The 24,363-nt window shown below is 63.3% G+C and carries 19 protein-coding genes and 1 tRNA gene; 8 read left to right on the forward strand and 12 right to left on the reverse strand.

Going from position 1 to position 24,363, the window contains the following annotated elements:
• Positions 1 to 308: 308 nt before the first annotated feature.
• The 5 genes from BM045_RS17385 to BM045_RS17405 all read right to left on the reverse strand — a co-directional run bounded on the left by BM045_RS17385 (position 309) and on the right by BM045_RS17405 (position 6,596).
• Positions 309 to 2,318, reverse strand: coding sequence for an aldo/keto reductase (locus tag BM045_RS17385; RefSeq protein WP_092185777.1), 2,010 nt, complete (start codon positions 2,316 to 2,318; stop codon positions 309 to 311).
• A 54-nt stretch (positions 2,319 to 2,372) separates the two neighbouring features.
• Positions 2,373 to 3,452, reverse strand: a complete 1,080-nt coding sequence (ugpC, locus tag BM045_RS17390) for an ABC transporter ATP-binding protein (protein ID WP_092185575.1) — start codon at positions 3,450 to 3,452, stop codon at positions 2,373 to 2,375.
• A gap of 24 nt (positions 3,453 to 3,476) precedes the next feature.
• Positions 3,477 to 4,355, reverse strand: coding sequence for a carbohydrate ABC transporter permease (locus BM045_RS17395; protein WP_092185577.1), 879 nt, complete (start codon positions 4,353 to 4,355; stop codon positions 3,477 to 3,479).
• Positions 4,352 to 5,248, reverse strand: coding sequence for a carbohydrate ABC transporter permease (locus BM045_RS17400; RefSeq protein ID WP_244523047.1), 897 nt, complete (start codon positions 5,246 to 5,248; stop codon positions 4,352 to 4,354). The genes BM045_RS17395 and BM045_RS17400 overlap by 4 nt, the downstream gene beginning before the upstream one ends.
• A gap of 73 nt (positions 5,249 to 5,321) precedes the next feature.
• On the reverse strand, positions 5,322 to 6,596 hold the full coding sequence (locus BM045_RS17405; protein ID WP_092185579.1) for an ABC transporter substrate-binding protein: 1,275 nt from the start codon (positions 6,594 to 6,596) through the stop codon (positions 5,322 to 5,324).
• Between the two features lie 48 nt (positions 6,597 to 6,644).
• Here BM045_RS17405 and BM045_RS17410 point away from each other — a divergent pair, with 48 nt between their 5' ends.
• Both BM045_RS17410 and BM045_RS17415 read left to right on the forward strand, forming a co-directional pair.
• Positions 6,645 to 7,619: a helix-turn-helix domain-containing protein gene (locus BM045_RS17410; RefSeq protein ID WP_170848566.1), complete on the forward strand. Its 975-nt coding sequence runs from the start codon at positions 6,645 to 6,647 to the stop codon at positions 7,617 to 7,619.
• Positions 7,620 to 7,622: 3 nt separating this feature from the next.
• Entirely contained in the window at positions 7,623 to 9,686 is a 2,064-nt protein-coding gene (locus BM045_RS17415; RefSeq protein ID WP_092185581.1) for a CHASE2 domain-containing protein, read from the forward strand.
• On the opposite strand, the gene BM045_RS17420 is transcribed toward BM045_RS17415, so the two are convergent.
• Positions 9,683 to 10,450, reverse strand: coding sequence for an NAD(P)-binding domain-containing protein (locus tag BM045_RS17420; RefSeq protein ID WP_092185583.1), 768 nt, complete (start codon positions 10,448 to 10,450; stop codon positions 9,683 to 9,685). The genes BM045_RS17415 and BM045_RS17420 overlap by 4 nt on opposite strands.
• 124 nt (positions 10,451 to 10,574) lie before the next feature.
• Here BM045_RS17420 and BM045_RS17425 point away from each other — a divergent pair, with 124 nt between their 5' ends.
• Genes BM045_RS17425 through BM045_RS17435 form a run of 3 tightly spaced genes read left to right on the forward strand, consistent with a single transcriptional unit; the run spans position 10,575 to position 13,552 of the window.
• Complete coding sequence (locus BM045_RS17425) at positions 10,575 to 11,321, forward strand: GntR family transcriptional regulator (protein WP_092185783.1); 747 nt, start codon at positions 10,575 to 10,577, stop codon at positions 11,319 to 11,321.
• Positions 11,318 to 12,547: an NAD(P)/FAD-dependent oxidoreductase gene (locus tag BM045_RS17430; protein WP_092185585.1), complete on the forward strand. Its 1,230-nt coding sequence runs from the start codon at positions 11,318 to 11,320 to the stop codon at positions 12,545 to 12,547. Before BM045_RS17425 ends, BM045_RS17430 begins: the two co-directional genes overlap by 4 nt.
• On the forward strand, positions 12,548 to 13,552 hold the full coding sequence (locus tag BM045_RS17435) for a 4-hydroxyproline epimerase (protein ID WP_092185587.1): 1,005 nt from the start codon (positions 12,548 to 12,550) through the stop codon (positions 13,550 to 13,552). It abuts the gene before it with no gap.
• 18 nt (positions 13,553 to 13,570) lie between these two features.
• Here the strand turns inward: BM045_RS17435 and BM045_RS17440 are convergent, their stop codons facing one another.
• Complete coding sequence (locus BM045_RS17440; protein ID WP_092185589.1) at positions 13,571 to 14,503, reverse strand: dihydrodipicolinate synthase family protein; 933 nt, start codon at positions 14,501 to 14,503, stop codon at positions 13,571 to 13,573.
• Between the two features lie 286 nt (positions 14,504 to 14,789).
• Here BM045_RS17440 and BM045_RS17445 point away from each other — a divergent pair.
• Positions 14,790 to 14,866: transfer RNA gene (locus BM045_RS17445), tRNA-Pro, on the forward strand.
• 67 nt (positions 14,867 to 14,933) lie between these two features.
• Positions 14,934 to 15,905, forward strand: coding sequence for a phosphotransferase enzyme family protein (locus BM045_RS17450; RefSeq protein ID WP_170848567.1), 972 nt, complete (start codon positions 14,934 to 14,936; stop codon positions 15,903 to 15,905).
• A 1-nt stretch (position 15,906) separates the two neighbouring features.
• Here BM045_RS17450 and BM045_RS17455 read toward each other — a convergent pair whose 3' ends face one another.
• The 5 genes from BM045_RS17455 to BM045_RS17475 all read right to left on the reverse strand — a co-directional run bounded on the left by BM045_RS17455 (position 15,907) and on the right by BM045_RS17475 (position 21,935).
• Positions 15,907 to 17,220 (reverse strand): O-antigen ligase family protein, encoded by a 1,314-nt coding sequence (locus BM045_RS17455; RefSeq protein WP_092185593.1) that lies wholly within the window; start codon positions 17,218 to 17,220, stop codon positions 15,907 to 15,909.
• Positions 17,217 to 18,653, reverse strand: a complete 1,437-nt coding sequence (locus tag BM045_RS17460) for a hypothetical protein (RefSeq protein ID WP_092185595.1) — start codon at positions 18,651 to 18,653, stop codon at positions 17,217 to 17,219. The genes BM045_RS17455 and BM045_RS17460 overlap by 4 nt, the downstream gene beginning before the upstream one ends.
• Before the next feature lie 2 nt (positions 18,654 to 18,655).
• Entirely contained in the window at positions 18,656 to 20,176 is a 1,521-nt protein-coding gene (locus tag BM045_RS17465) for an undecaprenyl-phosphate glucose phosphotransferase (protein ID WP_092185597.1), read from the reverse strand.
• Between the two features lie 72 nt (positions 20,177 to 20,248).
• Positions 20,249 to 21,382 (reverse strand): glycosyltransferase family 4 protein, encoded by a 1,134-nt coding sequence (locus BM045_RS17470; protein ID WP_092185599.1) that lies wholly within the window; start codon positions 21,380 to 21,382, stop codon positions 20,249 to 20,251.
• A 1-nt stretch (position 21,383) separates the two neighbouring features.
• Positions 21,384 to 21,935, reverse strand: a complete 552-nt coding sequence (locus BM045_RS17475; protein ID WP_092185601.1) for a polysaccharide biosynthesis/export family protein — start codon at positions 21,933 to 21,935, stop codon at positions 21,384 to 21,386.
• Positions 21,936 to 22,081: 146 nt separating this feature from the next.
• Here BM045_RS17475 and BM045_RS17480 point away from each other — a divergent pair, with 146 nt between their 5' ends.
• A complete protein-coding gene (locus BM045_RS17480; RefSeq protein ID WP_170848568.1) occupies positions 22,082 to 24,352 on the forward strand; it encodes a GumC family protein in 2,271 nt (756 codons plus the stop codon).
• Positions 24,353 to 24,363: the final 11 nt, after the last annotated feature.

Consider the following 24,363-nt stretch of genomic DNA (forward strand, 5'->3'; position numbering starts at 1 on the left):
TCCAACCCCACTGGAGAAGCGCCCCTCTCCCACGGTCGCCCCGCCCGGCCCTGCGTCGGGGCCGCGTGTGTGGCGGGTATGGGAACAGTATGCGGGAGGTTGGAGGGGGCGTGGATAGATTTCGGGTTTTTGCTGGTGGGGCAGGGGGATGGCGGGGTGGCTTCCTCTCCCGTTTACGGGAGAGGGGGACCACGCGTAGCGTGGTGGAGAGGAGAGCGACAGGCCCAAATTTCTATGCGGGGCATTGGCGCATCTGCGAAAGCGGCTCCCCCCCTCCACCGCCCGCAGTCGGGCGGCTTCCTCCGCGCCTAACCGTTATCCAGCCAGGCCACCTGATCCGGCGTCAGCTGAATCTCGAACGCCTTCAGGCTATCGTCCAGCTCGCCCAGGGTCCGGGGACCGATCAGCGGGATGGATGGGAACTCCTGTGTAAGAACCCAGGCCAAAGCGATGTGGATCGGGTTGTGGCCGAGCTGCTTGGCCAGTTCGATGGCGCGGTCGCGGCGCGCGAAGTTCTTGTCATTGTACCAGCAGCGCACCAGTTCTTCATTGTCGAGCTTGTCGCGGCCGGCGCGGTCGGTGAAGAAGCCGCGGCCCTGGCTGGACCAGGAGAAGTTGGTGACCTGCTTTTCCTTGAGCCAGCTTTTCCACTCGTCGGTCGAGGCAGTAACGCAGCCATCCCAGATCGGCACCAGCATTTCGCTGAGGGCGAAATTGTTGGACAGCGCCTGCGGCTTGGTCTTGCCGGTCTTTTCGGCATAGGCGACTGCCTCGTCGAAACGCTCCTTGGTCCAGTTTGAACCACCGAACGGCCCACGGATACGGCCATTCTTGACTTCGGCGTCCATGGCATCGACGAATTCGCCGACCGGCACCTCGGGATTATCGCGGTGCATGAAATAGACGTCGACATAGTCGGTCTGCAGGCGATCGAGCGACTGGGTCAGCTGCTTGGCGATGACGTCGGGATAGACGAGGGGGCTATGCGCGCCCTTGCCGATCAGCACCGCGCCTTCGCGCGTGCCGCGGTTGCGGTGCCATTCGCCAAACAGCTTTTCGGTATAACCCGAGCCATAGACAAAGGCGGTATCGAAAATATTGCCGCCCTTTTCCCAGAAGGCGTCGAGCAGGATGGCGCCCGAGGCGAAGCTCTTGAAGTCCTCAAATCCCAGTGCCACGGCCGAAGCCTGCTTGCCAAGGCCCGGGATCGAGCGCTTGGGAATGACGCCGGTGTTGGGACCGAGCTTGCGATTGTCGAGCGTGGTAACGCGGGTGCTGGCCTTTTCGATCGAAAATTCGATCCCTGCATCCTTGCGCCAGGCGTCGAGGACGCGCGCATTGCCGAGACTGTCGGCCCAGGTCATGCCGGGCGCAGCCAGTTCCTGCCGCTTGGCAAAGATGGCTTCGGCAGCGGCATCGGCCTCGAAGGAATAGACATGGCCGGTCTCGTTGACGCTGATGGTCTCGGTCTGGCCATTCTTGATGACGTCGATGCGGCCCTTGCCGGTGGTGCGATCGCCGCCGGCAAACCAGAAGTCCGGCACTTCGATGCGGCCTTCCGAGCCGTGGATGCGCAGCACATTGTCGAGATTGGCCATAACCGCGCAGGAGACCTGGGCGACAATGCCATTCTCGAAGGTGAGGACGGCGGCAGCCCAGTCGTCGGTGCCCTCGGCATTGAGCTTGGCGGTGCCGGCGACCTTGACCGGATCGGCAAACGGCTTGCCCAGCGCGGCACCGGCGATGAAGCGCGACATCGACACCGGATAGCCGCCGACATCGAGAATGCCGCCGCCTGCAAGTTTAGAGGCAAACAGGCGGTGTTCCGGCTGGAACTTGCCCATGTTGAAGCCAAAGCTCGACTGGATCATCCGCACTTCGCCAATGGCGCCGGAGCGGATCAGTCCGGCCAGCTTGGCCGCCTGCGGATGCAGGCGATACATGAAGGCTTCGCCCGCGAAAGTGCCGGCCTTGCGATGGGCGTGGAACACCGCGTCGATCTCGAAGGCGGAGAGCGCCAGCGGCTTTTCGACCAGCACATGCTTGCCGGCCTCGGCGGCCTTGATCGCCCATTCGGCATGGCCGGTATGGGGAACGGCGATATAGACGGCATCGATCTCGGGATCGGCCAGCAGGGCGTCATAGCCATGCACGACCCTGGCGCCGGGGAAGTCCGCCGCGAGGCCCGGCTTATTGGGATCGCGCGTGGCAACGGCGGCCAGCACGCCATGCTTGGAGCCGGCGACGCCGCCCTGGAAAGCCTTGGCAATGCTGCCCGGCCCGATAATGCCCCAGCGGATTTTTTCAGACATGGAAATAGTCCCTATAGAAAGTGTCATGGCCACCTGCAGAGAGCCGGCGGCGGGAGAATGTCAGCGCAGGCGCTGGCCCTTGCTGTCGAAGAGGTAGGCCTTGTCGGCACTGATCGAGATGGTGATGCGGTCTTCGCCGAACTGGTGGCGCGATTCCTCGCGCTCGATGACCAGCGGCTCGCTGCCGGAATTGGCATAGACATAACTTGTCGAACCGAGATGTTCGGCGACGTCGATATCCAGCGTGAGATCGGCATTGCCGGCGCCGGCCTCGCCGAAATGCTCGGCACGAACGCCAAGGGTCACCTTGTCGCCGACAGCGCCACCGGTGGCGGGGATGTTGAGGCGAACGCCCTTGTGAGCGCTGAGCTCGATACGCAGGCTGTCAGGCGATTTATCGACCACGGTGGCGGCCAAAAAGTTCATCTTCGGCGAGCCGATGAAGCCGGCGACGAACTGGTTGGCGGGGTTGTCATAGAGTTCCAGCGGCCGGCCGACCTGTTCCACCACTCCTTCGCGCAGCACGACGATCTTGTCGGCTAGCGTCATGGCTTCGACCTGGTCGTGCGTCACATAGATGATGGTGGTCTGGAGTTCCTTGTGCAGCCGGGCGATCTCGATGCGCATATGCACGCGCAGCTCGGCATCGAGATTGGACAGCGGTTCGTCGAACAGGAAGACTTCGGGGTGGCGCACGATGGCGCGGCCGATGGCGACGCGCTGGCGCTGACCGCCCGATAGCTGCTTGGGCAGGCGATCGAGCAGGGGGCCGAGCTCGAGAATGCGCGCGGCTTCGGCCACCTGCTTTTCGATATCGGCTTTCGAGACACCGGCGAATTTGAGCGCAAAGCCCATGTTTTCGCGCACCGTCATATGCGGATAGAGCGCATAGGTCTGGAACACCATGGCGATGCCGCGCTTGGACGGATCGACATCGTTCATCCGCTCGTCGCCGATCAACAGGTCACCATCGGTGATGTTCTCAAGGCCGGCGATCATGCGCAGCAGCGTGGACTTGCCGCAGCCAGAGGGGCCGACGAAGACGACGAATTCCTTGTCGGCGATATCGAGGTTGACCCCCTTGATCACTTCGAGTGATCCGAAGGCCTTGCGGACGTCGCGCAGTTTCAAACTAGACATGATTCAACTCTCCAACTGGCGCGACTATTTGACGGCTCCCAGCATGCCTTCGACGAAGCGGCGCTGGAGCAGGAAGAAGATGACGAGGGTGGGCAGGGTGGCCAGCACGGTGCCGAACAGGATCATGCCGTAATCGGGCGTATAGGCCGAGGTCAGCGCCGACAGGATCAGCGTGATGGTCTTGTTCTCGGCGGTCTGCAGCACGATCAGCGGCCACAGGTAATTGTTCCAATTGCCCATGAAGACGATGATCGTCGCAGCCGCATAGGTGGAGCGCATCACCGGCAGATAGACGAAGAGGAAAATCTGCCATTCCTTGAGCCCGTCGATCTTGGCGGCGTCGCGCAATTCGCTGGGGAAGGCCTTCGTCGCCTGGCGGAAGTAGAAGATGATGAAGATCGAGGCGACCGTCGGCAGGATGACGGCAGCAAAGGTGTTGACCAGCTTGGCCTGCGAAAACATCACGAACAGCGGCACCATCATTGCCGCAAAGGGGATGGAGAGCAGCAGCAGCAGGAAAGCGAAGATGCGTTCGCGGACCTTGGAGCGGAACATCTCGAAGCCGTAACCGGCCAGTGACGAGATGATCAGCGTCAGCGCGGTGGCGACTACGGCAATGAAGCCGGAATTGAAGAAGATGCGCGGCGCGTCGACCTGGGTGAAGAAGGTCGTGGCATTGGCGACCAGTGCCCCGCCGAACCAGGCCTTGCCCTTGATAATATCGGCCGACGCATTGGTGGCGCCGATCATCATCCAGAAGAAGGGGAAGACCGACAGGAAGGCCGCGATCGACAGCAGCACGTAGACCAGTGCCCGGCGGGCCAGGGCCCAGGGATTGCCGGGGACATAGCTGCGGACCACGACGGGGCGCGTGCCGACGGCGTCAGCGGTGGAGACGGTCATGACTTGATCCTCCGGTCGCGGGCGATGAGGAATTGCAGGAAGGTCAGGATGCCGACCAGCACCACGATCACCCAGGAGACGGTGGCCGAATAGCCAAAGCTGGGCATGAACTTGAAGGTCAGGTTGTAGATATAGAGCGACAGCGTGACGGTGGAATCGGAGGGGCCACCGGTGCCGGCGGTGAAGTTGGCGACCTCGTCGAACAGTTGCAGCGTGCCGATGGTGGAAATGACGGTGGTAAAGAGGATCACCGGCTTCAACATCGGAATGGTCAGGTAGCGGAAGCGCGCCCAGGCCGGGACACCATCGATGCGGGCGGCTTCATAGATCGAGCGGTCGATATTCTGCAGCGCCGCCAGGTAGAAGATCATGTTGTAGCCGGTCCAGCGCCAGGTGATGGCGATGATGATGGCCACCTTGGCCCAGAAGGGGTCGCCGAACCAGGAGATCGGCGAGGCGATGACATGCAGCGCCATCAGCGCCTGGTTGATGATGCCATCGGTGGCGAACATCGACTTGAAGACGGTGGAATAGGCGATCAGCGAGGTGACGCAGGGCAGAAAGATCGCCGTGCGGAACAGGCCGCGGAAGCGCAAAGTGGAATCGTTGAGCGCGACGGCAAACAGCAGCGCCAGGCCGATCATGATCGGCACCTGGAAGATGAAGAAGGTGAAGGTATTGCCCAGGGCGCGGATGAACACCGGATCCTTGGTCAGCCGCACGATATTGGCAAAGCCGCCAAAGCTGAGATTCATCCCCTTGCCGACCTGGAAGCTCATCCAGAGCGACCAGACGATGGGATAGATCATGAACAATCCGAGCAGGATCAGGGCAGGGGCGATGAAAGCCCAGCCAGTGATCTGCTCCCTGCGATCAAGTCGCGCCTGTGCCAAGTGTCACCCTCCCCGGTGCGTCAACGATGGCCGAATGGGACGGAGAGCGGGCAAGGCCCGCCCTCCGCGCAGATTACTGCATCTGCTGGGTGGCCTGGTCGTTGATGGCCTGGAGGGCCGCATCGAGATCGCCGCCCTGGATGATGCCGGGGAGCTGGGCCTGCACGGCCGCATCGACTTCGGCGGTGAAGGTGCCGTAATCGACGCTCGGGATCTGGCCGAGCCAGGTGGAGAAGTTCTGCCACACCGGCGCGCCGCCGAAGAACTCATCCGAAGCCTTGAAGGCTTCGCCTTCACGGGCGGCGAGCAGCGAGCCGACAGCGCCGCGCTTGATCAGGATGTCCTGGTAGAAGTCGACATTTTCCGCCCAGACCGTCTTGAGGAAGTCGATGGTTTCTTCCTTGTTGTCCGAGGAGGAGAGCACGAACCAGCTCGAGCCGCCCTGGTTGGAAGCGTTGACCGAGCCCTCCATGTCGAGGCGCGGGATCGGGGCGATGGCCCAGAGACCGGACTGATCGGCATTGGCCTTGATCGTCGCGGTGATCCAGACGCCGACCGGCACGGCGGCAACTTCGCCGGAGGTGAAGGCGCCGGTATATTCGGCCCAGCCGGAAACGGGCTTGACGAGGTCAGCCTGGTAGAACTTGGCGTAGGTCTCGATGGCCTTCTTCAACGCGGCATTGTCGGTGATGTGGAGGCTGCCGTCCTCGTTGAAATACCATTCGCCGGCCGACTGCATCATCATGCGGATCAGGCCGGTGTCATTGAGGTCAAGGTCGAGCAGCAGGTGGCCGGTCTTTTCCTTGACCGTGGTGCCGATTTCGACGAGCCGGTCCCAGGTGATGTTTTCGAGGTCAGCGGCAGTGAAGCCGGCCTCTTCGAGGTAGTCCGAGCGGTAGAACAGGCCGGTCACGCCGGAATCGAAAGGCACGGAATAGGATTTGCCGTCATAAGTGGCGGCGGCAACCTTGTAGGGCGCAAAGGCCGCCATATCGATCGAGTCGGACAGCGGCTCGAAGGCGCCGGGGAAGGACTGCAAATATTTCTGGGCGATATCGTCCTGGATCAGCACGATGTCGGGCAGGCCATCGGTGCTGCCGGCCAGAAGCTGGGTCTGCAGCTTGGCGCGGATATCGTCCTGGCTGGCGCTGTCATCGACGGTGACGGTGACGTCAGGATGGGCGGCGGTGTAGATGGCGCCGGCTTCACGCATGGTGTCGCCGTTAAAGGCCTTGTCCCAAACCCAGACGGAAATATCGCCAGCCGAGGCGGCTGTGACGGTCAGCAGGCTGATACCGGCAAGCGCCATGGCAAGAATGCTGCGCGACCGCGAAGTGTTGCGGATCATTGTAGTCCTCCCTTTTAAGTTGCTCTTCCTCCGAGCCCTTCCTAAGCTATGCTTCTGGCGCAGGGCGTCCATCCCAAAAGGCATAGAGAGTTGGCGGAAAGTAAGATCGCGGAAAAGGCCTACTACGAGCCCATGGCGAACGGGGTCGAACGCCTGCCGACCGAGCTGCACATGTTCCACGCTTCGCCCTTGGTGATGCGGGCGGCGCATTGGCATGCCCAGGTCGAGGTCAATTACATCGTGCGCGGCTGGGCCCACTATAAGATGAGCGGCCATGACGTGCGCTTCAATGCCGGCGACATGGCGCTGTTCTGGGGCGGCCTGCCGCATTGGCTCGATGATGCTTCGGACGATCTGGTCTATGGCGGCGGTCACCTGCCGCTGGTGCATTTCTTCCGCCTCCGGCTGCCGCAGAATGTGCAGTCGCGGCTGATGCAGGGGGCGACGCTGGTCACCAAGGCCACTGATGCCTCCGACCCGCTGAACTTTGCCCGCTGGAACGACTATGCCCGCTCGGGCGATCCGATGAAGGCCAGCATGGCGGTTGAAGAACTGCTGCTGCGGATCGAGCGCGTGCGCTTCGACCCTTACGACTTGCTGCCGGGACCGGCCGCGGTGGTCAATGCGGTGGATGGACTGGACCACCATTCCTCGCCCATCGTGGTGCGGATCTGCGATTTCATCGCCGACAATTTCCGCGAAGAGATCGATTCCTCCGACATTGCCCAGGCAGCGGACATCCATCCGAAATACGCGATGAACGTGTTCAAGAAGTCGACCGGCATGACGCTCAACGACTATGTCAACCTGATGCGGCTCAGCTATGCCCAGGCCCTGCTGATGCAGGACGACGCCAATGTGCTGCAGGTGGCGATGGACAGTGGGTTCGGCTCGCTCAGCGCCTTCAACAAGTCGTTCCGCAAGATCGCCGGCATGTCACCCAGCGATTTCCGCCGCGACGTGCGCTGCCGGCCCGGTTCGGCACCTGTAATGAAGGCCTATTCCACTTCGCCGATGAACTAGTCGATGTGGAAACGGCGCGCCGCGGCACTGTTGTTTGGCGCGGCGCTGGTGATTGCGCTGGTGCTGCTGCGCACCGCCGATCCCTATGCCGTGCAGGTGGCGCGCGAGACGACGTTTGACGTGTTCCAGCAGATCAAGCCACGGCAGGCGCCGGCCGACCTGCCGGTGCGGATCATTGATATCGACGAGTCCTCGCTGGCGGCGATCGGGCAATGGCCCTGGTCACGGGAGGTCATGGCCCGTATCGCCGATCGGCTGAACGAGCTTGGCGCCGCGACTATGGCTTTTGACGTTTTGTTTTCCGAGCCGGATCGGTTTGGCATGGATGCAGTTTTTGCGAAGGCATTGAGCGACCGGCCGAGTGTGTTGGTTACCAGCCGCAGCGGGCAGGGCGGTGTTGCGCCGGCGCCGAAGTCCGGTTTTGCCATGACCGGCATGGACGTTTTGCCCAATCTGCCACCTCTGCAAGGTGTAGCGGCGCCGTTACCAATTCTGCTCGATGTCGCTGCGGGCGTCGGCGTTGCCAGCCTCGATGTGGCAGGGGCGGGTGTAGCGCGCCGGCTGCCACTGCTGTGGTCGAACGGCACGGTGCCGCTGCCGACGCTGGCGGTGGAGACGCTGGGGGTCGCGCAGGGTGCATCCACCCTGGTCGTGCTGGGGAATGATGCCGGCACCGTGGACGGCTTGCGCATCGGCGCCTTCGACGTGCCGACCGGACCGACGGGCGAGATGTGGCTCTACTATCGCCCGCTGGGGCCGGAGACGTTCATTTCGGCAAAAGATCTTTTGGCCGATGACTATGCTCGGCTGGCGCCGCAACTGGCCGGGCAGATCGTCCTGGTGGGGGCCTCTGCCGCCGGCTTGCTCGATATTCGTGCTTCGGCACTGGGCGAGGCGGTGCCCGGCGTGTCGATCCACCTGCAGGCGCTGGAGCAGATGCTGACCGGCACGTTCCTTATGCGCGCCGATTGGGTTGGTGGGCTGGAACTGTTGCTACTGGCTGTGAGCGTGGTGGCGGTGGTGCTGGCGGTCTTTTTGCTCGGACCGCTGCTGGGCCTGCTGGTCTCGGCGGCAATCGGCGCCCTGATGCTCTCGGTCAGTTGGCTGGCCTTTACTCAATACGGGCTGTTGCTCGACCCGAGCTTTGCGCTGTTTGCCGTGCTCGTCGCCTATGCCGCGATGAGCTTCTTCCAATTTGCCGTGACCGATGCCGACAGGCGCCGCATCCGCCGCGCCTTTGCCCATTATGTCGAACCGTCGCTGCTGACCCAGATCGAGGCCAATGCCGGCCTGCTCAAGCTGGGCGGCGACCTGCGCGAGCTGACCGTGATGTTTTCCGATGTGCGCAATTTTACCGCACTCAGCGAACGCAAGGCACCGGCCGAACTGGTCGGCATTCTCAACCGGCTGTTCGCCGCACTGGGCGCCGCCATCGTCGCGCATCAGGGGACCATCGACAAATTCATGGGCGATGCGGTGATGGCCTTCTGGAATGCCCCGGTGGACGTGCCGCAACACGCCAGCCGCGCCTGCGAGGCGGCGCTTGCCATGCGTCTGGCTCTGGAAAGGCTCAATGCTGGCCAGGACGAAAAAATCAGCATCGGCATCGGGATTTCGACCGGCCCGGCGCTGGTGGGAAACATGGGCTTTGAAACGCGCTTCGATTATTCCTGCATCGGCGACACGGTCAATGTCGCCAGCCGGCTCGAAAGCGCCTGCAAGGAATTGGGTTACGACATCTTGGTCACCGACCAGACAAGATTGGCGGCGCCGGACCTGGCCTTCCTGCCGGCTGGACACATCCCGCTCAAAGGCATCAGCCAGCCCGAACCGGTCCATCTGCTCATCGGTTCAGCCGAACTCGCAGCCTCCGCCGGTTTTGCCGCACTGCGCGCCGATCATGATGCCGTGCTGGCGGCTTGGGCACAGGGTCAACCCGGCACGGACCTGCTGCAGCGCTGCCTTGCCAGTGCGTCAAGCATCGATGCGCGCCTTGCCGGCTTTTACCAACGTGCAAAACAGCGACAGCAGGATTTTGCGGTGGTGCTTGACGCCCGGAGGTCTTAGCCCTGCTGCACCCGATGCAGCAGCGCGGTCAAACCCTCGCCGACATGCTGTCGCAGCCCCGCCTGTTCCAGGCTTTTGCGCAACTGTTCATTCAAACCGCCACGCGTGGAAAACTCGTCCATCAGCGTTTCGAAACTCTGGTTGGGCCGGATCTGCGCTGACAGCGCCAGACCAGAGACAAGCTCCCCGGCATAAAGGCGCGCCAGCGTGGGATCGAGACCCTGCGCCGCCATCCAGTCCACGATGGCGGCCTGCAGCAGGAAGAAGCTGCCCATGGTGCCGCTGGCAGCGAGCAGCACATCCATCTGAGCTTCCTGCTCCACCACTATAGCGCGGCCGAGCTTTTCAAACAGCGGCACGCAAGCGGCCCCCGGCGGATAGATTGGCGTCGGTCCGGTCAATTGCTCGACAAAGGGGAGCGGCACCGCGCGCGACAGGGCGGGCCCCGGTCCGGTCACCTCGCGCAGGCGGTCGAGGGAAATCGTCGGCACGAGACTGGCGACCGCCGCGGCATTGCCAAACGACAGCGGCGCCATCGCCTCATCGAAAACCTGCGGCCGCACGGCGATGAAAACCAGCGTCGAGCGGTCCACGACCTCCTGATTGTCGCGGGCCACCTCGACGAAGCCATGCTCCGCCGCCAGTGCTGCAGACAACTCTGCATTCCTCGGCGAGACCACGATCGGATCGGTCCAGCCGGCAGCCGCCAAGCCACGGATAATGGCTGCCGTGATGGTGCCGGTGCCGATAAAACCAGTCGTCATGTCGCCGATATCTCCTTGATGGTTCAGAAAGGGGATGACGCCCTGTCGACTGTTTGTATATAGTTTTGCATGCGCAATCAGGCGTCTTCCTTGCCGCAATGACCCCACCAAGTTCGAGCCAATGATGACGAGCAAACTGCCGGACGAGGATATTGAATCAGCGGCCGCCGATGTGTCTACGCTGAAAAAGCGCGGGCAGGGCGTACAGATCGTCTACGACAGCTTGCGCCAGGCTATTCTTGAGCTGACGCTGGAGCCGGGCAGCCCACTCGACGAGACGCGGCTGGCCGACCAGTTCAACCTCTCCCGCACACCCATTCGCGAAGCCATGGTGCGCCTCAGTGCCGAGGGGCTGCTGCTGACGCTGCCCAACCGCAATACCATTGTGGCGCCGATCGATTTCGTCAACCTGCCGTTCTATTTCGAAGCGCTGACCCTGATGTATCGCGTTACCACGCGATCAGCCGCCGTACACCGCCGGCCAGAACACCTGATCAAGATCAAAAGCCTTGAGGCCAGCTATGCCGCGTCTGTGGCGCGACGGGACGCCATTGCCATGATTGCCACCAACCGCGATTTTCACGTCGCCATCGCCGAAGCCGGCGGCAATCACTATTTCACCCAGCTGTTTGCTCGTCTGCTCGACGAGGGGCGGAGGGTGTTGCGGCTCTATTATCAGTCCTTTGACGATGCCCTGCCGCGGCAATATGTCGACGAGCATAGCGACATGGTCGCAGCCATCGAGGCCGGCGACGCCGACACGGCCGATGCGCTGGGTGCCGCTCATGCCGCACAGATCGTGCGGCAGATCCAGACCTATATCGCACGCGATACCGCCAGCGGCATTGCCCTGGGCGAGGTGCTCCGTTGAGCCGGGTTCACGTCATTGGTGCCGGGATTGTCGGCAGTGCCGCCGCGACCTGGCTGGTTGATGCCGGCCATGAAGTTACTGTCTTCGACACCGAGCCGGACGGACTGCCAACCTCGTCGGGCAATGCGGCGCTGATCGCGCTGCCCGAAATCGCGCCGCTGGCCAGCCCCGGCATCCTGACCGCCGTACCCGGCTGGCTGCTTGATCCGCTCGGGCCGCTGACCGTCCGCTGGCAGGACCTGCCCAGCATGCTGCCATGGCTGTTGGCCTTTCTGCGATCCGCCGCGCCATCGCATGATGTGCACGTGCGCCAGGCGCTCGGCGGATTGATGCAGACGGCCTTGAGCGATCACCACAGCATGGCGCGGATTGCCGGGATGGAGGGCCATCTGCGCCAGTCCGGCTATATCTCTGTGCACAGCACGCCGCAAAGCGTCTCCGCTGCGCTGCAGGAGGCCGAGCGGGTCAAGGCGGTGCTGGGCTATGCCTATGAAGCGCTCGATCCGGCCGCGGCGCGGCGTCTGGTGCCGCAACTGGAAGGCGAATTTGCCGGCGCCGTGCACCAGCCGGGCTACTGGATGGTGTCCAATCCGCTGACCGTCCTGCGCCACTACCAGGCCTTCCTGCGCAGCAAGGCCACGGTTGTGGCCGGGCGCGTCGCGGGGATGGAACAGGGCGCCGAGGGCGTCACCCTTGTGTTGACCGATGGCAGCCGCAGCGCCAGCGCCGATTTCGTCGTGGTGGCCGCGGGGGTCTGGTCGCGCGAACTGGTGCGCCAGGGCGGGTTGAAAGTGCTGCTGGAAACCGAGCGCGGCTACAATACCACTTTCACCGACCTCGGCTGGAATCTCGCCATGCCGGTCGGCTTTGGCGATCATGGCTTCATCGCCTCGCCGCTGGTCGATGGCCTGCGGGTCGGTGGCGCGGTGGAACTGGCCAAGCCGGAGACGTCGCCCAACTACGGCCGGGCCAAGGCGATGCGCGCCAAGATGCGCCGCTATGTGCCGTCGCTGCCGGAAGGTGGCACGGAGTGGATGGGCCGCCGGCCGTCGACACCCGATTCCCTGCCCGTCATCAGCCGCAACCCGCGTGACAAGCGCATTCTTTACGCCTTCGGACATGGCCATCTCGGCCTGACGCTCAGCGCCGTGACAGGGCGGATGATCGCCGAGCTGGTGGCGGGTGGCCCGGATGTTCCGGCATTTTCAATTCAGAGGTTTCAATAAATGACCCGGCGGACATTTTTCTGCGTCGATGCGCATACCTGCGGCAATCCGGTGCGCGTCGTCACTGGCGGCGGGCCCCAGCTGCAGGGCGAGACGATGAATGCGCGGCGCGAGCATTTCCTGGCCGAATATGACTGGATCCGCACCGGCCTGATGTTCGAGCCGCGCGGCCATGACGTGATGTCCGGCTCGATCCTCTATCCGGCGCTGCGCGACGACGTCGATGGCTCGATCCTGTTCATCGAAACCTCCGGCTGCCTGCCGATGTGCGGGCATGGCACGATCGGCACGGTGACGGTGATGATCGAGGAGGGGCTGGTGACGCCCAAGGTGCCCGGCCATCTGCGCCTCGAAGTGCCGGCCGGCATTATCGAATGCGACTATGAGCAAGATGCGGCGGGTCATGTGACCAGCGTCAAGATCACCAATGTGCCGTCCTTCCTCTACCAGACCGACCTCGAGATCGATCTGCCGGGTGTCGGGCCGCTGAAATTCGACGTGGCCTATGGCGGCAATTTCTACGCCATTTTCGAGCCGCAGCCGGGCTTTGCCGACATGGCGCAGTTCACCGCCTTCGAGATCCAGCAGCTGTCACCGATTGCCCGGCGGCTGATCAACGAGAAATACAGCTTTCAGCACCCGCTGTTCCCGACCATCAACGGGCTGCGCCATGTGATGTGGACCGGCAAGCCGAACCATCCCGAGGCCGATGGGCGCAATGCGGTGTTCTATGGCGAGAAGGCCATCGACCGCTCGCCCTGCGGCACCGGCACTTCGGCGCGGCTGGCGCAGAAATTCGGCAAGGGCGAGCTGCAGGTCGGCGACAGCTTCGTGCATGAAAGCATCATCGGCAGCCTGTTTCACGGCAAGGTCGAGGCCGCCGTCCAGGTCGGCGCGTTTGCCGGCATGATCCCGTCTATCGCCGGACAGGCCTGGATGACTGGCTACAACACGATCTTCCTCGACGACCGCGACCCCTTCGTGAAAGGCTTCACCGTCAACTGAGACGCGATGATGGGCTGCCTAGGCAGCCCATTTTTCGTACCAGCTGCGGAAGCGCTGCAGCGAGGCTTCGGCATGATGGCGCTGCGACGCGCTCAGGGCGTCATCGGTATTGAAATGCAGCGCATATTCCTGCTCGCCATTCAGCTCCAGCAGGTATTTGAAATACAGCACCAGGTCCGGGCCGGCATCCCAGGTCGAAAGCGTCATCAGCGCCTCTTCGAGCTCCCTGGCACGGCGGCGGGCAACCGGATCGCCCTTCTGGGCGTCAACGCAGAGCGACACCAGCTGAAGCACCTCGCGCGGCAGGCAATTGCCGATGCCGGTGATGGCGCCATTGGCGCCGCAATTGACGAAGCCGTGGTAGACGGCGGTATCGACGCCCACCATCAGTGACAGGGCCGGATCACTGGACGTGATATGCTCGGCGGCATAGGTCAAGTCAGTCTCGCCGCCAAATTCCTTGAAGCCAACGAGATTGGCGTGGTCTTCGCGCAGCGCGAAGAACAGGTCGGCCCGCGTGGCGAAGCCGTAGTAGGGGCTGTTGTAGATGACGGCGGGCAGGTCGGGGGCGGCGGACAGCAGCGCCTTAAAATGGGACTTTTGCGCCGAAGGCGAGGAGCCGCGCGACAAGACGCGGGGGATCAGCATCAGGCCGGCCGCGCCAACCTTTTGGGCGTGAGCGGCATGCTCCACTGCAATCTGCGTATTGACCGCGCCGGTGCCGACGATCACCGGAATGCCGGCCTTGACGAGGCGCTCGACGCCTTCCTGGCGCTGCGCATCGGTCAGCAGCGGCCAGTCGCCCATCGAGCCGCAATAGACCACGGCCGACATGCCCAGACCAATCAGCTCCTGTGCCTTGCGAACCAGGGCATCGAAATCTGGGCTGCGGTCAGGCCTACACGGGGTCATCAGGGCGGGTATGCACCCGGCAAAAGGGTTCTGCTGCATGCGATGCTCCAAAGGCAGTTCGAAAAGGCGAGAGGCGCGCGCCTCGTTGGACAGACAATAGCATCGGAACTTCTTTGTCGACAATTTGTATTTCAAGATTATGAGGGCAAACGTTCTGCGCTTTACGACGCTGCTTTAGGCTCACAACCGAGTGAAAAAGCGCCGGAAATACGCCGGACTTCCGGTCCCATCCCGTCACCGCCCCTCGAAAAACCTTGGCTTGTGCACATCAGGCCAAAATTCAGGGTTGCACCCAATCCCCGGTTTCTCTATGTCTCCGCGCAGTCGGGGCGTAGCGCAGCTTGGTAGCGCATTTGTCTGGGGGACAAAGGGTCGCAGGTTCAAATCCTGTCGCTCCGACCATTATTTCTCCTTTATGCCTTGGTGACTGGCCTGCTTCAGGCCATTGTTGCTGCCTGGAGATATGCCGATGCCGCTGACGGCGCTTGAAGTCGAGCCCGCCCTGTCATCCTGGATCGAAGTGGCCGGTGCCAGCGCCCGGCTGATCAACCATTCCGAAAACCAGACCTTTCAGATCGATACGCCGGCCAACGGCAGCTTCACGCTGCGCGTGCACCGCATCGGTTACCAGACGCGGCCCTCGGTCGAGAGCGAACTGTCCTGGCTGATGGCGCTGCGCCGCGATACGGCGCTGCCGATCCCCGAGCCGGTGGCTGGCCGTGACGGCGCCTTGCTGCAGCATTTCTCGACGGCACAGGGCGACCGCTTCGCCGTGCTGTTCCGCCACCTGCCGGGCGGTGAACCCACTCCAGACAGCAATCTCGGCGATCTCTTCGTCACCATCGGGCGCTACGCGGCGACGCTGCACAATCACGCCACGCAGTGGCAGCGTCCCGCCGAATTCCAGCGCCAGGTCTGGCAGGCCTCGACCATTCTCGATGCGGACGGGCTGTGGGGCGACTGGCGCGCCGCGCCGGGTGTGACCGCAGCCAATCGCGCGGTGCTCGATCGCTTGGATGCCACCCTGTGGCGCCGGCTTGCCGAATATGGCACCGCGCCCGATCGCTTCGGCCTGATCCACGCTGACATGCGGCTGGGCAACCTGCTGGTCGATGGCGACACGACCCATCTGATCGATTTTGACGACTGCGGCTTTTGCTGGTTCGCCTATGATTTTGCCGCTGCCATCTCGTTTCACGAGACCAATCCGGCCATCCCGGCGCTGAAGGCGTCCTGGCTGGAGGGCTATCAGGCGGTGCGCCCGCTCGCCGAGGAAGACATTGCGGCCATCGATTCCATGGTCATGCTGCGCCGTATGGCACTGTTGGCCTGGGTCGGTTCGCATGGCGATACCAAGCTGGCGCAGCAACATGTGACCGGCTTTGCCGACGGCACGGCGCAACTGGCCGAGCGCTACCTGCGCGGCCCGATCTGGCCGTAACTCACAGCGGTTTTGGCTGGCGCCTGACAGGCGCCGGGGCTGGGGGCCTCTTCACCTGATCAGCAGCGACTCGACGCGGCGCACCGGGTTTGATGGCCTTTGGCTTGGTTGTGCCCATCAGGGCGGGGTTGAAGCCCCAGACCAGGCCGTAGAACAGCCAGGACTGCCGCCAGTGCTCGCCCTCATGCAGCGAGGAGCAGAAGATCACGCCTGCCAGCCCGATCAGCAAAGCGATGGCGACTTCATTGCCGGTGCGGCGATAGTTGCGGATCGAGACAATCACGCTGCCCACGGCCAGCGTCACATAGCTGATGCCACCGCCCCAGCCATAGTTGACGAAGGAGCTGAGCCAGATGTTGTGGATCGGCTCTGGGAAAATCTTTTCCAGCTGCAGCACGCCGATGCCGATCGGATTGGTGGCGATCATCGGCAGCACCAGCGCGTAGCGGTGATAACGGCCTTCTTCACCCAGGTCATAGGACTTGGCGAAGGTCAGGCGATCCATCAGCTTGGCGGTGAATTCGGCCGAGGTCAGGCTGGCGAAGACGAACAGCACGATGCCGGTGACCACCAGCCCGCCGATGATCAGCATCAGCCGGCGCGGCCGGCTGCGATTGTGGAAGAAAATATAAGCAAAGCAGCAGAAAATTCCGGCCACCACGGCAATGCGCGAGAAGGACAGCAGAATGCCCAGGAGAACGAGCCCCAGCGCGCCGCTGAGCAGAATCTTGCTGCCCTGGCCACGCGACAGGAAATAGGCGCAGAACACGCCGGCCGGGATCAGGAACGAGCCATACATATTTGGATCGTCGATCAAGCCCTTGGCGCGCCCGTCCCAGGTCAGCAGCGGCATCTGGGTTAGAAAACCGAACGTACCGAGCAGCGAGGCGATGCAGCAGGAGACGATATAGACCCGCATGAAGGTCTCGAAATCCTTGCGCCGCCAGCTCATCGCGCTGAAGGCGGCAAAGACGCCGATGGAAATGGCGAAAGTCTTGGCCAAGAGCTCGAACTGCGTCGGCGTCTCGCCGATATGCGGCAGCGAGGCGAGGAAATAGGACACGGCCCAACCGCCCAGCAGCAGCGTGACCAGCATGGCGCGCCGCGTTACCTCGAACCTCGGGAACAGGGTCAGGTAGACCATGGTGATCAGAAAGGTGAGAATATACAGCAGATCGACCGGCGACGGCCGCATCAGCGTGAAATTCATCGCCAACACCGCAACCCAGAAGATCATGTTGCGGGTCGAAAATACTGCGAACCGCAGGCCTTCGAGGCTTATGCCAACCTTGTGGTGCTCGACATCTGTGCTCATGGCGTCAGTCCGTGACCAAGCAGGAATTCCATGCGCCCGAGGCCTTCGCAGTCCTGCGCACTGGAGGCAAAATGGCTTTGTGCCGCGTCATTGACGCAGCGATAGACCGGGACGGTGCCGGGCCGGGCCTCGGCATAAAGCCAGCCGGCCGTTCTCTCGCGGGCAAAGTCGGCGTCGCAGTGTCCGTCATCGGCCAGCAACTGATCGCCGGTTGCTGAGTTCGAGCATTCGGCCAGCTTGAGGCTGGCAACGCCGTCCGGTGCGCGGGTCAGCATATGGGCGACGACGGTGTCGAGACCATAGGGCTGGCGCTCGCCGGTGAGAGGGCCGGTGGAGGTGACGTAGCGCGTACCCTCGGGATCGACCCAGCGGGCGAGGGCCATGCCGACCTGCACCGGCTGCGGCGTATCCGCGAGTGTCAGCGTCACGTCCTGCTGCACCAGATAGCGGCTTTCAAAGCCTTTGCCCGGCGGCACATAGGTATAGCTCAGGATGAAATCGTCGCCGACGACATTGCTGCCGCTGGCCGGGTCGAGAATGGTTTCATAGGCGATGAGATCGCTGTCGGCCGGCCGGTTCCAGTCCGAGCCGTCGATGGTCAGCAGCGGCTCCTTGAGATCGACGAAGGACACCTTGTCCGCCGAGAGCGACAGGCGCAGGCCGCCAAACCATGGATCGGTGGCGACGGCCGCGACCCAGCTATGGTCGCGCAGATAGCCGGTGCCGATGCCGACAAAGCCGATATCGGTGGATTGGCCGCCAAGGCCCGGCTCGGTCCAGCCGCCCTCGAAATATTTGTGCCAGACGGTCGGCGCGCCGGGCTCGGCGCGGGCGATGATGGTCTGCCAGTCCGAGGCGCGCAGGCAATAGGCATAGAGATAGCCGTCAAAGCCATCGACCATGGTGCAGTCACCCTCGCCGGTGGTGACATTGCCGCGGCCCAGGTCGGTGCCGGTGACGACGGTGCCGAGATCCGTCCAGGTCAGGCCATCGTCGGACGAGGTGGCCATGGCCATGGATTTTTCGGTGCGTCCGGCATTGTAGTCGCAATCATGTTCCTGATGCACGAGGCCAAGCAGCTCGTCGCCGGTGCGGGTCAGCGAGGTCAGCCAGCGTCCGCAATCATCGGGCGCGCCTTCGGGGCCGGGCTGCATCACCTCGCGACGCTCACCGCCCATGTCGGCCAGCGAGGCGCCGTCGATGGCATAGGTTGACCCATTGGCGCTGAAGCCACGAAACGTACCGTCCGGCAGCTTGATCGCCGTAAAGGCGGCATCCAACTCGTCAGGGAAGGGGCCGCGCAGCACCGAAGGCGGGCCTACGCGGATCTGGATGCAATCCACGCAGATATCGCTTTGCGCATTTGCCGGCCCGGCCGCCATCAGGACGGCCAGGGCGGCAAGCCCGGCGTGAAGCGATACGCGGTCCAGCATGCTCAATACGCGTTTTCGGAATCGAACAGCCGGATCGGCGTCATCACCAGAATGTAGACGTCGAACCAGATCGACCAGTGCTCGATATAATAGAGGTCGTGGTTCACGCGGTTCATGATCTTGTCGATCGTGTCGGTCTCGCCGCGCCAGCCATTGATCTGGGCCCAGCCGGTCATGCCGGGCTTGACGCGATGGCGGGCGAAATAGCCTTCCACGGCGTCGTAATACAGCTTGTTGTCGGCCTTGGCCTGCAGTGCATGCGGGCGGGGGCCGACGATCGACAGCTGGCCCTTGAGCACGTTGAACAGCTGCGGCAGCTCGTCGATGGAGGTCTTGCGGATGAACTTGCCGACTTTGGTGACGCGCGAGTCGCCCTTGGTCACCAGCTTTGCCGCGCCCTCGTCGAGCATATCGGTCCGCATCGAGCGGAATTTGTAGATCTTGATCAGCTCATTGTTGAAGCCATGCCGGTTCTGCATGAAGAAAACCGGGCCCTTGCTCTCGAGCTTGATGGCAATGGCCGTGGCCACCATGATCGGCGAGAGCAGGATCAGCGCGGTCAGCGCCACCACCTTGTCGAACACCCATTTGAACACCAGGTTCCAGTCCGAAATCGGCCGGTCGGCCATGTCGAACACGGCGATGTCGCCGACAAAGGAATAGGCCTTGTTGGTGAATTTGAGCTTGCTCATATGCGCCGACAGGCGAATGTCCACCGGCAGCACCCAGAGCTGGGTCAGCATGTCGAGCACGCGTTTTTCCGCCGACAGCGGCATCGAGACGATCACCAGATCGACCTTGGTGCGGCGGGCAAATTCGATCAGGTCGACCACCTTGCCGAGCTTTGGATAGCCGGCGACCATTTCAGGCGAGCGGTCGTCGATGCGATCATCGAACAGGCCGAGCAGGTTGATGTCATTGCTGGCGCTGGCGCGGATCTGTTCGATCAGGTTTTCCGCATCCTTGCCGCCACCGACCACGACGGTGCGGCGGCGCAGGCGACCTTGCACGGTCCAGCGCTGCACCAGGGCGCGCAGGGCGAGGCGATAGGCAACCAGCAGCACGGCGCCGCCGATGAACCAGCTGATCAACCAGACGCGGGAGAACTGGTCGCCCGCCTTGAGGAAGAATATGCCGACGGTCAGCACCGTCATCACCAGCGTCCAGCCGACCAGCACGCGACCGACCTGAGTGAACAGGCGCCGATAGGCGGCGACGCGATGGGTGCGGGCGGCGTTGAACAGCACATTGGCCAGCAAAGTCGCGGCGAGGATCACCGGGATGTAGAAGGCCGGATGCCCCAGCTCGACATAATATTCGTAGATGCTATAGCCGAGCGCGGCGAGCAGCACGGCTTCCACCACCTGGGCGACGCCGGCCACCACGGCCCCGGGCACATTTCGCTCGACCGGCGCGGCGATGATGGCTTCGGCTTGCGGGGACAGCTGCCGTCCGGACTCGCCGGCAGCAGTCTGCTTGGACACGTGGTCCAGCACGGCCTGCTTGGGGTCAACTCGATACATGGGACGCTTTCGCCAGGAAATTCTGGCGCCCATTGTCGCCACAAGGCGTTTAAAACCGGTGAAGTTGGCCGCTTAAGCTCTAGTCATTACCGCGTGATAGAGCGCCTCGATACTGTCCGTCATCGTGGCCAGCGAGAAGTGGCTTTCGATATGGGCCAGACGCGCCAGCATCTCGGCATGGGTGGTCTCGGGATTGTCCAGCGCCGCCATCATCGCCATGCGCAGGGCATCGGCATCACCGGCTGGGACGAGGCTCTTGGCGGTGGGCCCGAAGATCTCTGGAATCCCGCCGACATTAGTGGCGATCACCGGCAATTGGGCCGCGGCCGCTTCGAGCACCACATAGGGCAGCGATTCTGCACGCGACGGCACCACGGCAATGCGGCCCTTGGCAAAGGTCGGCCGCGCCGGCTGCGCCCCCAAGAGGGTGACGCGGGACGTCAGACCAAGCCGGGCAATCTGGGCTTCCAGCTCGCCGCGGCTGGCGCCATCGCCGGCCATCACCAGCATGGCCGGCCTGCCATCCGGCCGCGTCACGCCGGCCAGCGAGTCGATCAAAACGTGAATGCCCTTGAGATCGCGCAATTCGCCGACAAACACGAAATCTGCCGCATCGGGCGCATGTTGGACCGGCACGAATTCATCCGGCGCCAGACCGTTGTGGATCACCTGCACCGGGCAGGTGGGCGCGCCAATCAGCGCCGAATAGGTGGTCTGCGCATAGGCGCTTTCGAAGATGATCGCACCGGTCTGCGCCATCAGGGCGCGTTCGAGCATGTGAAAGATGCGGCCCGATGTGGAGCTTTTGGAAAAATGCAGCACCCCGCCATGCGGCGTATAGAGCGCCGAAGCCGTGCTGCCGCTCAGCCTTGCCAGTCGGGCATAGAAGCCGCCCTTGGCGCCGTGGCCATGCAGGATGTCGATGCTGAGCGATTTGGCCAGCTTGCGCACGCCGAACGGCGTCTCGAGATCGCCGCTCCCCAGCACGCGCGGCATGGCAAAGCGGTGAATACCGAGGCTGGCATGCGGCAAGAGCGCCGTCAGCTTTTCTTCGGTCTGGGCGTCATTAGCGAGGCTATCGACCACGAGGCCGACGCTATGCCCGCGGGCGGAAAGCTCGCGGGTCAGGTCGGCAACATGGCGGAACAGTCCGCCAACCGGCGCCCGCATCACCTGCAGGATACGCAGCCGCGGCCCTGCCGGCATATTAGAACCAGCGCTCGAGAATGACGACGGTGTCGCCCGGATAGATCGGGAAATCGAGATCCACAGTGCCCTTGACCATCTGGTCGCCCTGGCGGCGATAGACCACGGCGCGATTGCGGTCGGCGGTCTCGGAGAAGCCGCCCGAGGTGCTGATCGCGGCGCGAACGGTCATGCCATAGACATATTGGAACTGGCCGGCATTCTTGATTTCGCCCTGGATGAAGAAGGGCCGGTATTCGGCCACTTCCACCGCGACATTGGGATTGCGCATATAGCCATTGGACAGCGCGGCAGCGACGCGGCCGGCCGCCACATTGGTCGTCGTGCCGCGCACCTGCACGGGCCCGACCAGTGGAAAGGCGATCGCGCCAGCATCATCGACCCGGTAGGTATTGGTAAGTTCGGTATCGCCATAGACGCTGACCCGCAGCGCGTCGCCGGTATCGAGTTGGTAGGGCCCCTTGGTCTCGACGAGGTAGGCGGCGGGCCGTGTCGTGCTGCATGCCGCAAGCGGGACGACCAAAGCCAGGGCAAGAAGGGGGAGCCAGCGCATGTTACTCTCGGGGCACTTTTACAATGGCTCCAGTGTCTCCGGTCTTGGTTAATAAAGCCCTTCTCAGTCCTTTGCCGCCCGGCGCGCCGTTTACGAAATGCTTACTACGACGTGACAATAAATCAGGTGGCAATTGAGGAATGACAATGACCTATGAGTCGCCAGAAGCGCAGGAAGCGCGGATCGACGTCGCCGCCATGTTGCGGGGCGTTGTGCAGCGCTTGCCACGGATATTGCTGGTCACACTGGCACTACTCGCGGCGACCTTTGTGCTGCTGATGTTCGTGCCGCGGACCTATGACTCATCGGCGACCATCCTGGTCGAGCCGCGTGGCAACGTCTATTCCCGCGCCATCAACGAGCAGGCGCCGTCGCTCTCGGGTGGTGAGGCCGGCGTGGTCTCCAGTCAGATGGGTCTGATCCGCTCGCGCGACACCCTGCTCAAGGTCATCGACCAGCTCGACCTGCGCTCCGTTCCCGAATTCAACGGCGCCAGCGGCGGCTTTTCGCCGATGAGCCTGGTGAGCCGCATGCTCGGCCGTGGCGCCTCGACGCCGGTCAGCATAGACGAAACCGTGCTCAATGCCCTCTACGAGCGCCTCAATGTCGCTCAGGACAAAGATTCCCGCCTGATCGTGGTGACGGTCAGCTCCACCGATCCGGACCTCGCTGCCGAAATCGCCAATGCCGTAGCCAATGCGCACGTCGCCCGCCGTGCCGAACTGTCACTGTCCGATACGGCCGAAGCCTCGTCCTGGCTGGCCGACGAAATCGCCAAGCTGCGCGTCACGGTGACCGAAGCCGAGACCGCCGTCGCCAATTTCAAGGTCGACAATGACCTGTTCATCGGCTCCAACAATACCAGCCTTGCCGACCAGCAGCTCTCCACCATCGCCAGCCAGATCAGTGCAGCACAGGAGCGCAAGAGCACGGCCGAGTCCAAGGCCGCTCTGATCCGCGGCATGATTGATCGCGGCCAGTCCATCGAAGGCGTCGCCGACGTCCGCGACTCCGCCGTCATCCTGCAGCTGACCCAGGAAAAAGCCCGCCTGCAGGGCGAAAAGGCCCAGCGTTCGGCTACGCTTCTGGCCAATCACCCGACCGTGCAGGCGCTGACCGCCCAGATCGCCGAGCTCGACAACCAGATCACCATCGAGGGCCGTGGCGTCGCCAACGCCCTCGATGCGCAGGCCCAGATCGAAGCCGGTATCGAGGCGTCGCTGCAGGCCGACCTGACCCGTGCCAAGTCGTCATCCTCCACGGTGACCCAGGATACCGTCACCCTCGATGCGCTGGAGCGCGAAGCCACCGCACAGCGCAATCTGCTCGAAGGCTATCTGCAGCGCTATAGCGAAGCCGTGTCGCGCACAGACTCCAATTCGGCGCTGCCCGACGTGCGCGTCGTCAGCGTTGCCGCGCCCTCCGTGACGCCGGCATCGCCCAAGGTCACGCTGATGCTGATCGCAGTCGGCTTCGTCTCGGTGGCTGTCCAGATCGGCATCGTCATCTTCGGCGAACTGATGTCCGGCCGCGCCATGGTGCGTGTCGAACGTCCGCAGGACGAGCTCGAAGAAGAGCTTTATGCCGATGACGAACTCGTCGCCGAAGACACTGCGGACTATCAGGATGCCGAGCCTGTCGTCGTCGCCGTGGTGTCCGATATCGAGCCGGTCCATGTCGCGCCAGAGCCGGTTGAAGAACCCGTCGCCGCCGCCCCCGCAGCCGAACGCCAGCCGGCGCTGCAGCGCTTCCGCCAGGCCTTTGCCCGCTCGGCCAAGACTGAAGCTGTCGAAAGCACCGAGAGCGCTGCTCCGACGACCACGGTGTTCGAGCACATGGCGCCGCCACCGGCACCCGCACGTCCCTCCATCGGCCTCGTGCGGCTGGCTGACCTTGCCTCCGATCTCGTGCTGGGCCGCACCCATCTCGTGGTCCTGGCCGCGCACAATGCCAATGCCGATTGTGAAATCCTGGCCGAACAGCTGATCGACGACGCCCTGGCGCGCGGCCTCAGCGTTGCCCTGATCGATGCCGGCAGTGCCCGCCCGGGTGATGCAGCCGGCCTCACCGACCTCAGCACCGATGCCGCCAGCTTTGGGGACGTGGTGCACAAGTCGGCCGACAACAGCTTTGCCGAAGTACCATGGGGCAGGGCGCGTGCCATTTCGCGCAGCTCGGTCAAGCCGCTGACCCTGGTCGAAGCTTTGGGCGACATCTACGAAGTCGTGGTGCTGATGACCGGTCGGGTCGGCATGACCTCCAGCCTGCCGTTCTTTGATGGCCTCGATGGACGCCTCGTGCTGGTCGCCGGGCCGGAGGACGACCTCAACGCCGTCGCCCAGACTCGCCAGCTGCTGCTCGATGCCGGTTTCGAGCGCTGCGAAGTGGCCGCTGCTCCCGCCCGCGTCGCCGCCTGACGGATCCTGCC

This window comes from Devosia sp. YR412 (genome assembly GCF_900110945.1).
Lineage (GTDB): Bacteria > Pseudomonadota > Alphaproteobacteria > Rhizobiales > Devosiaceae > Devosia.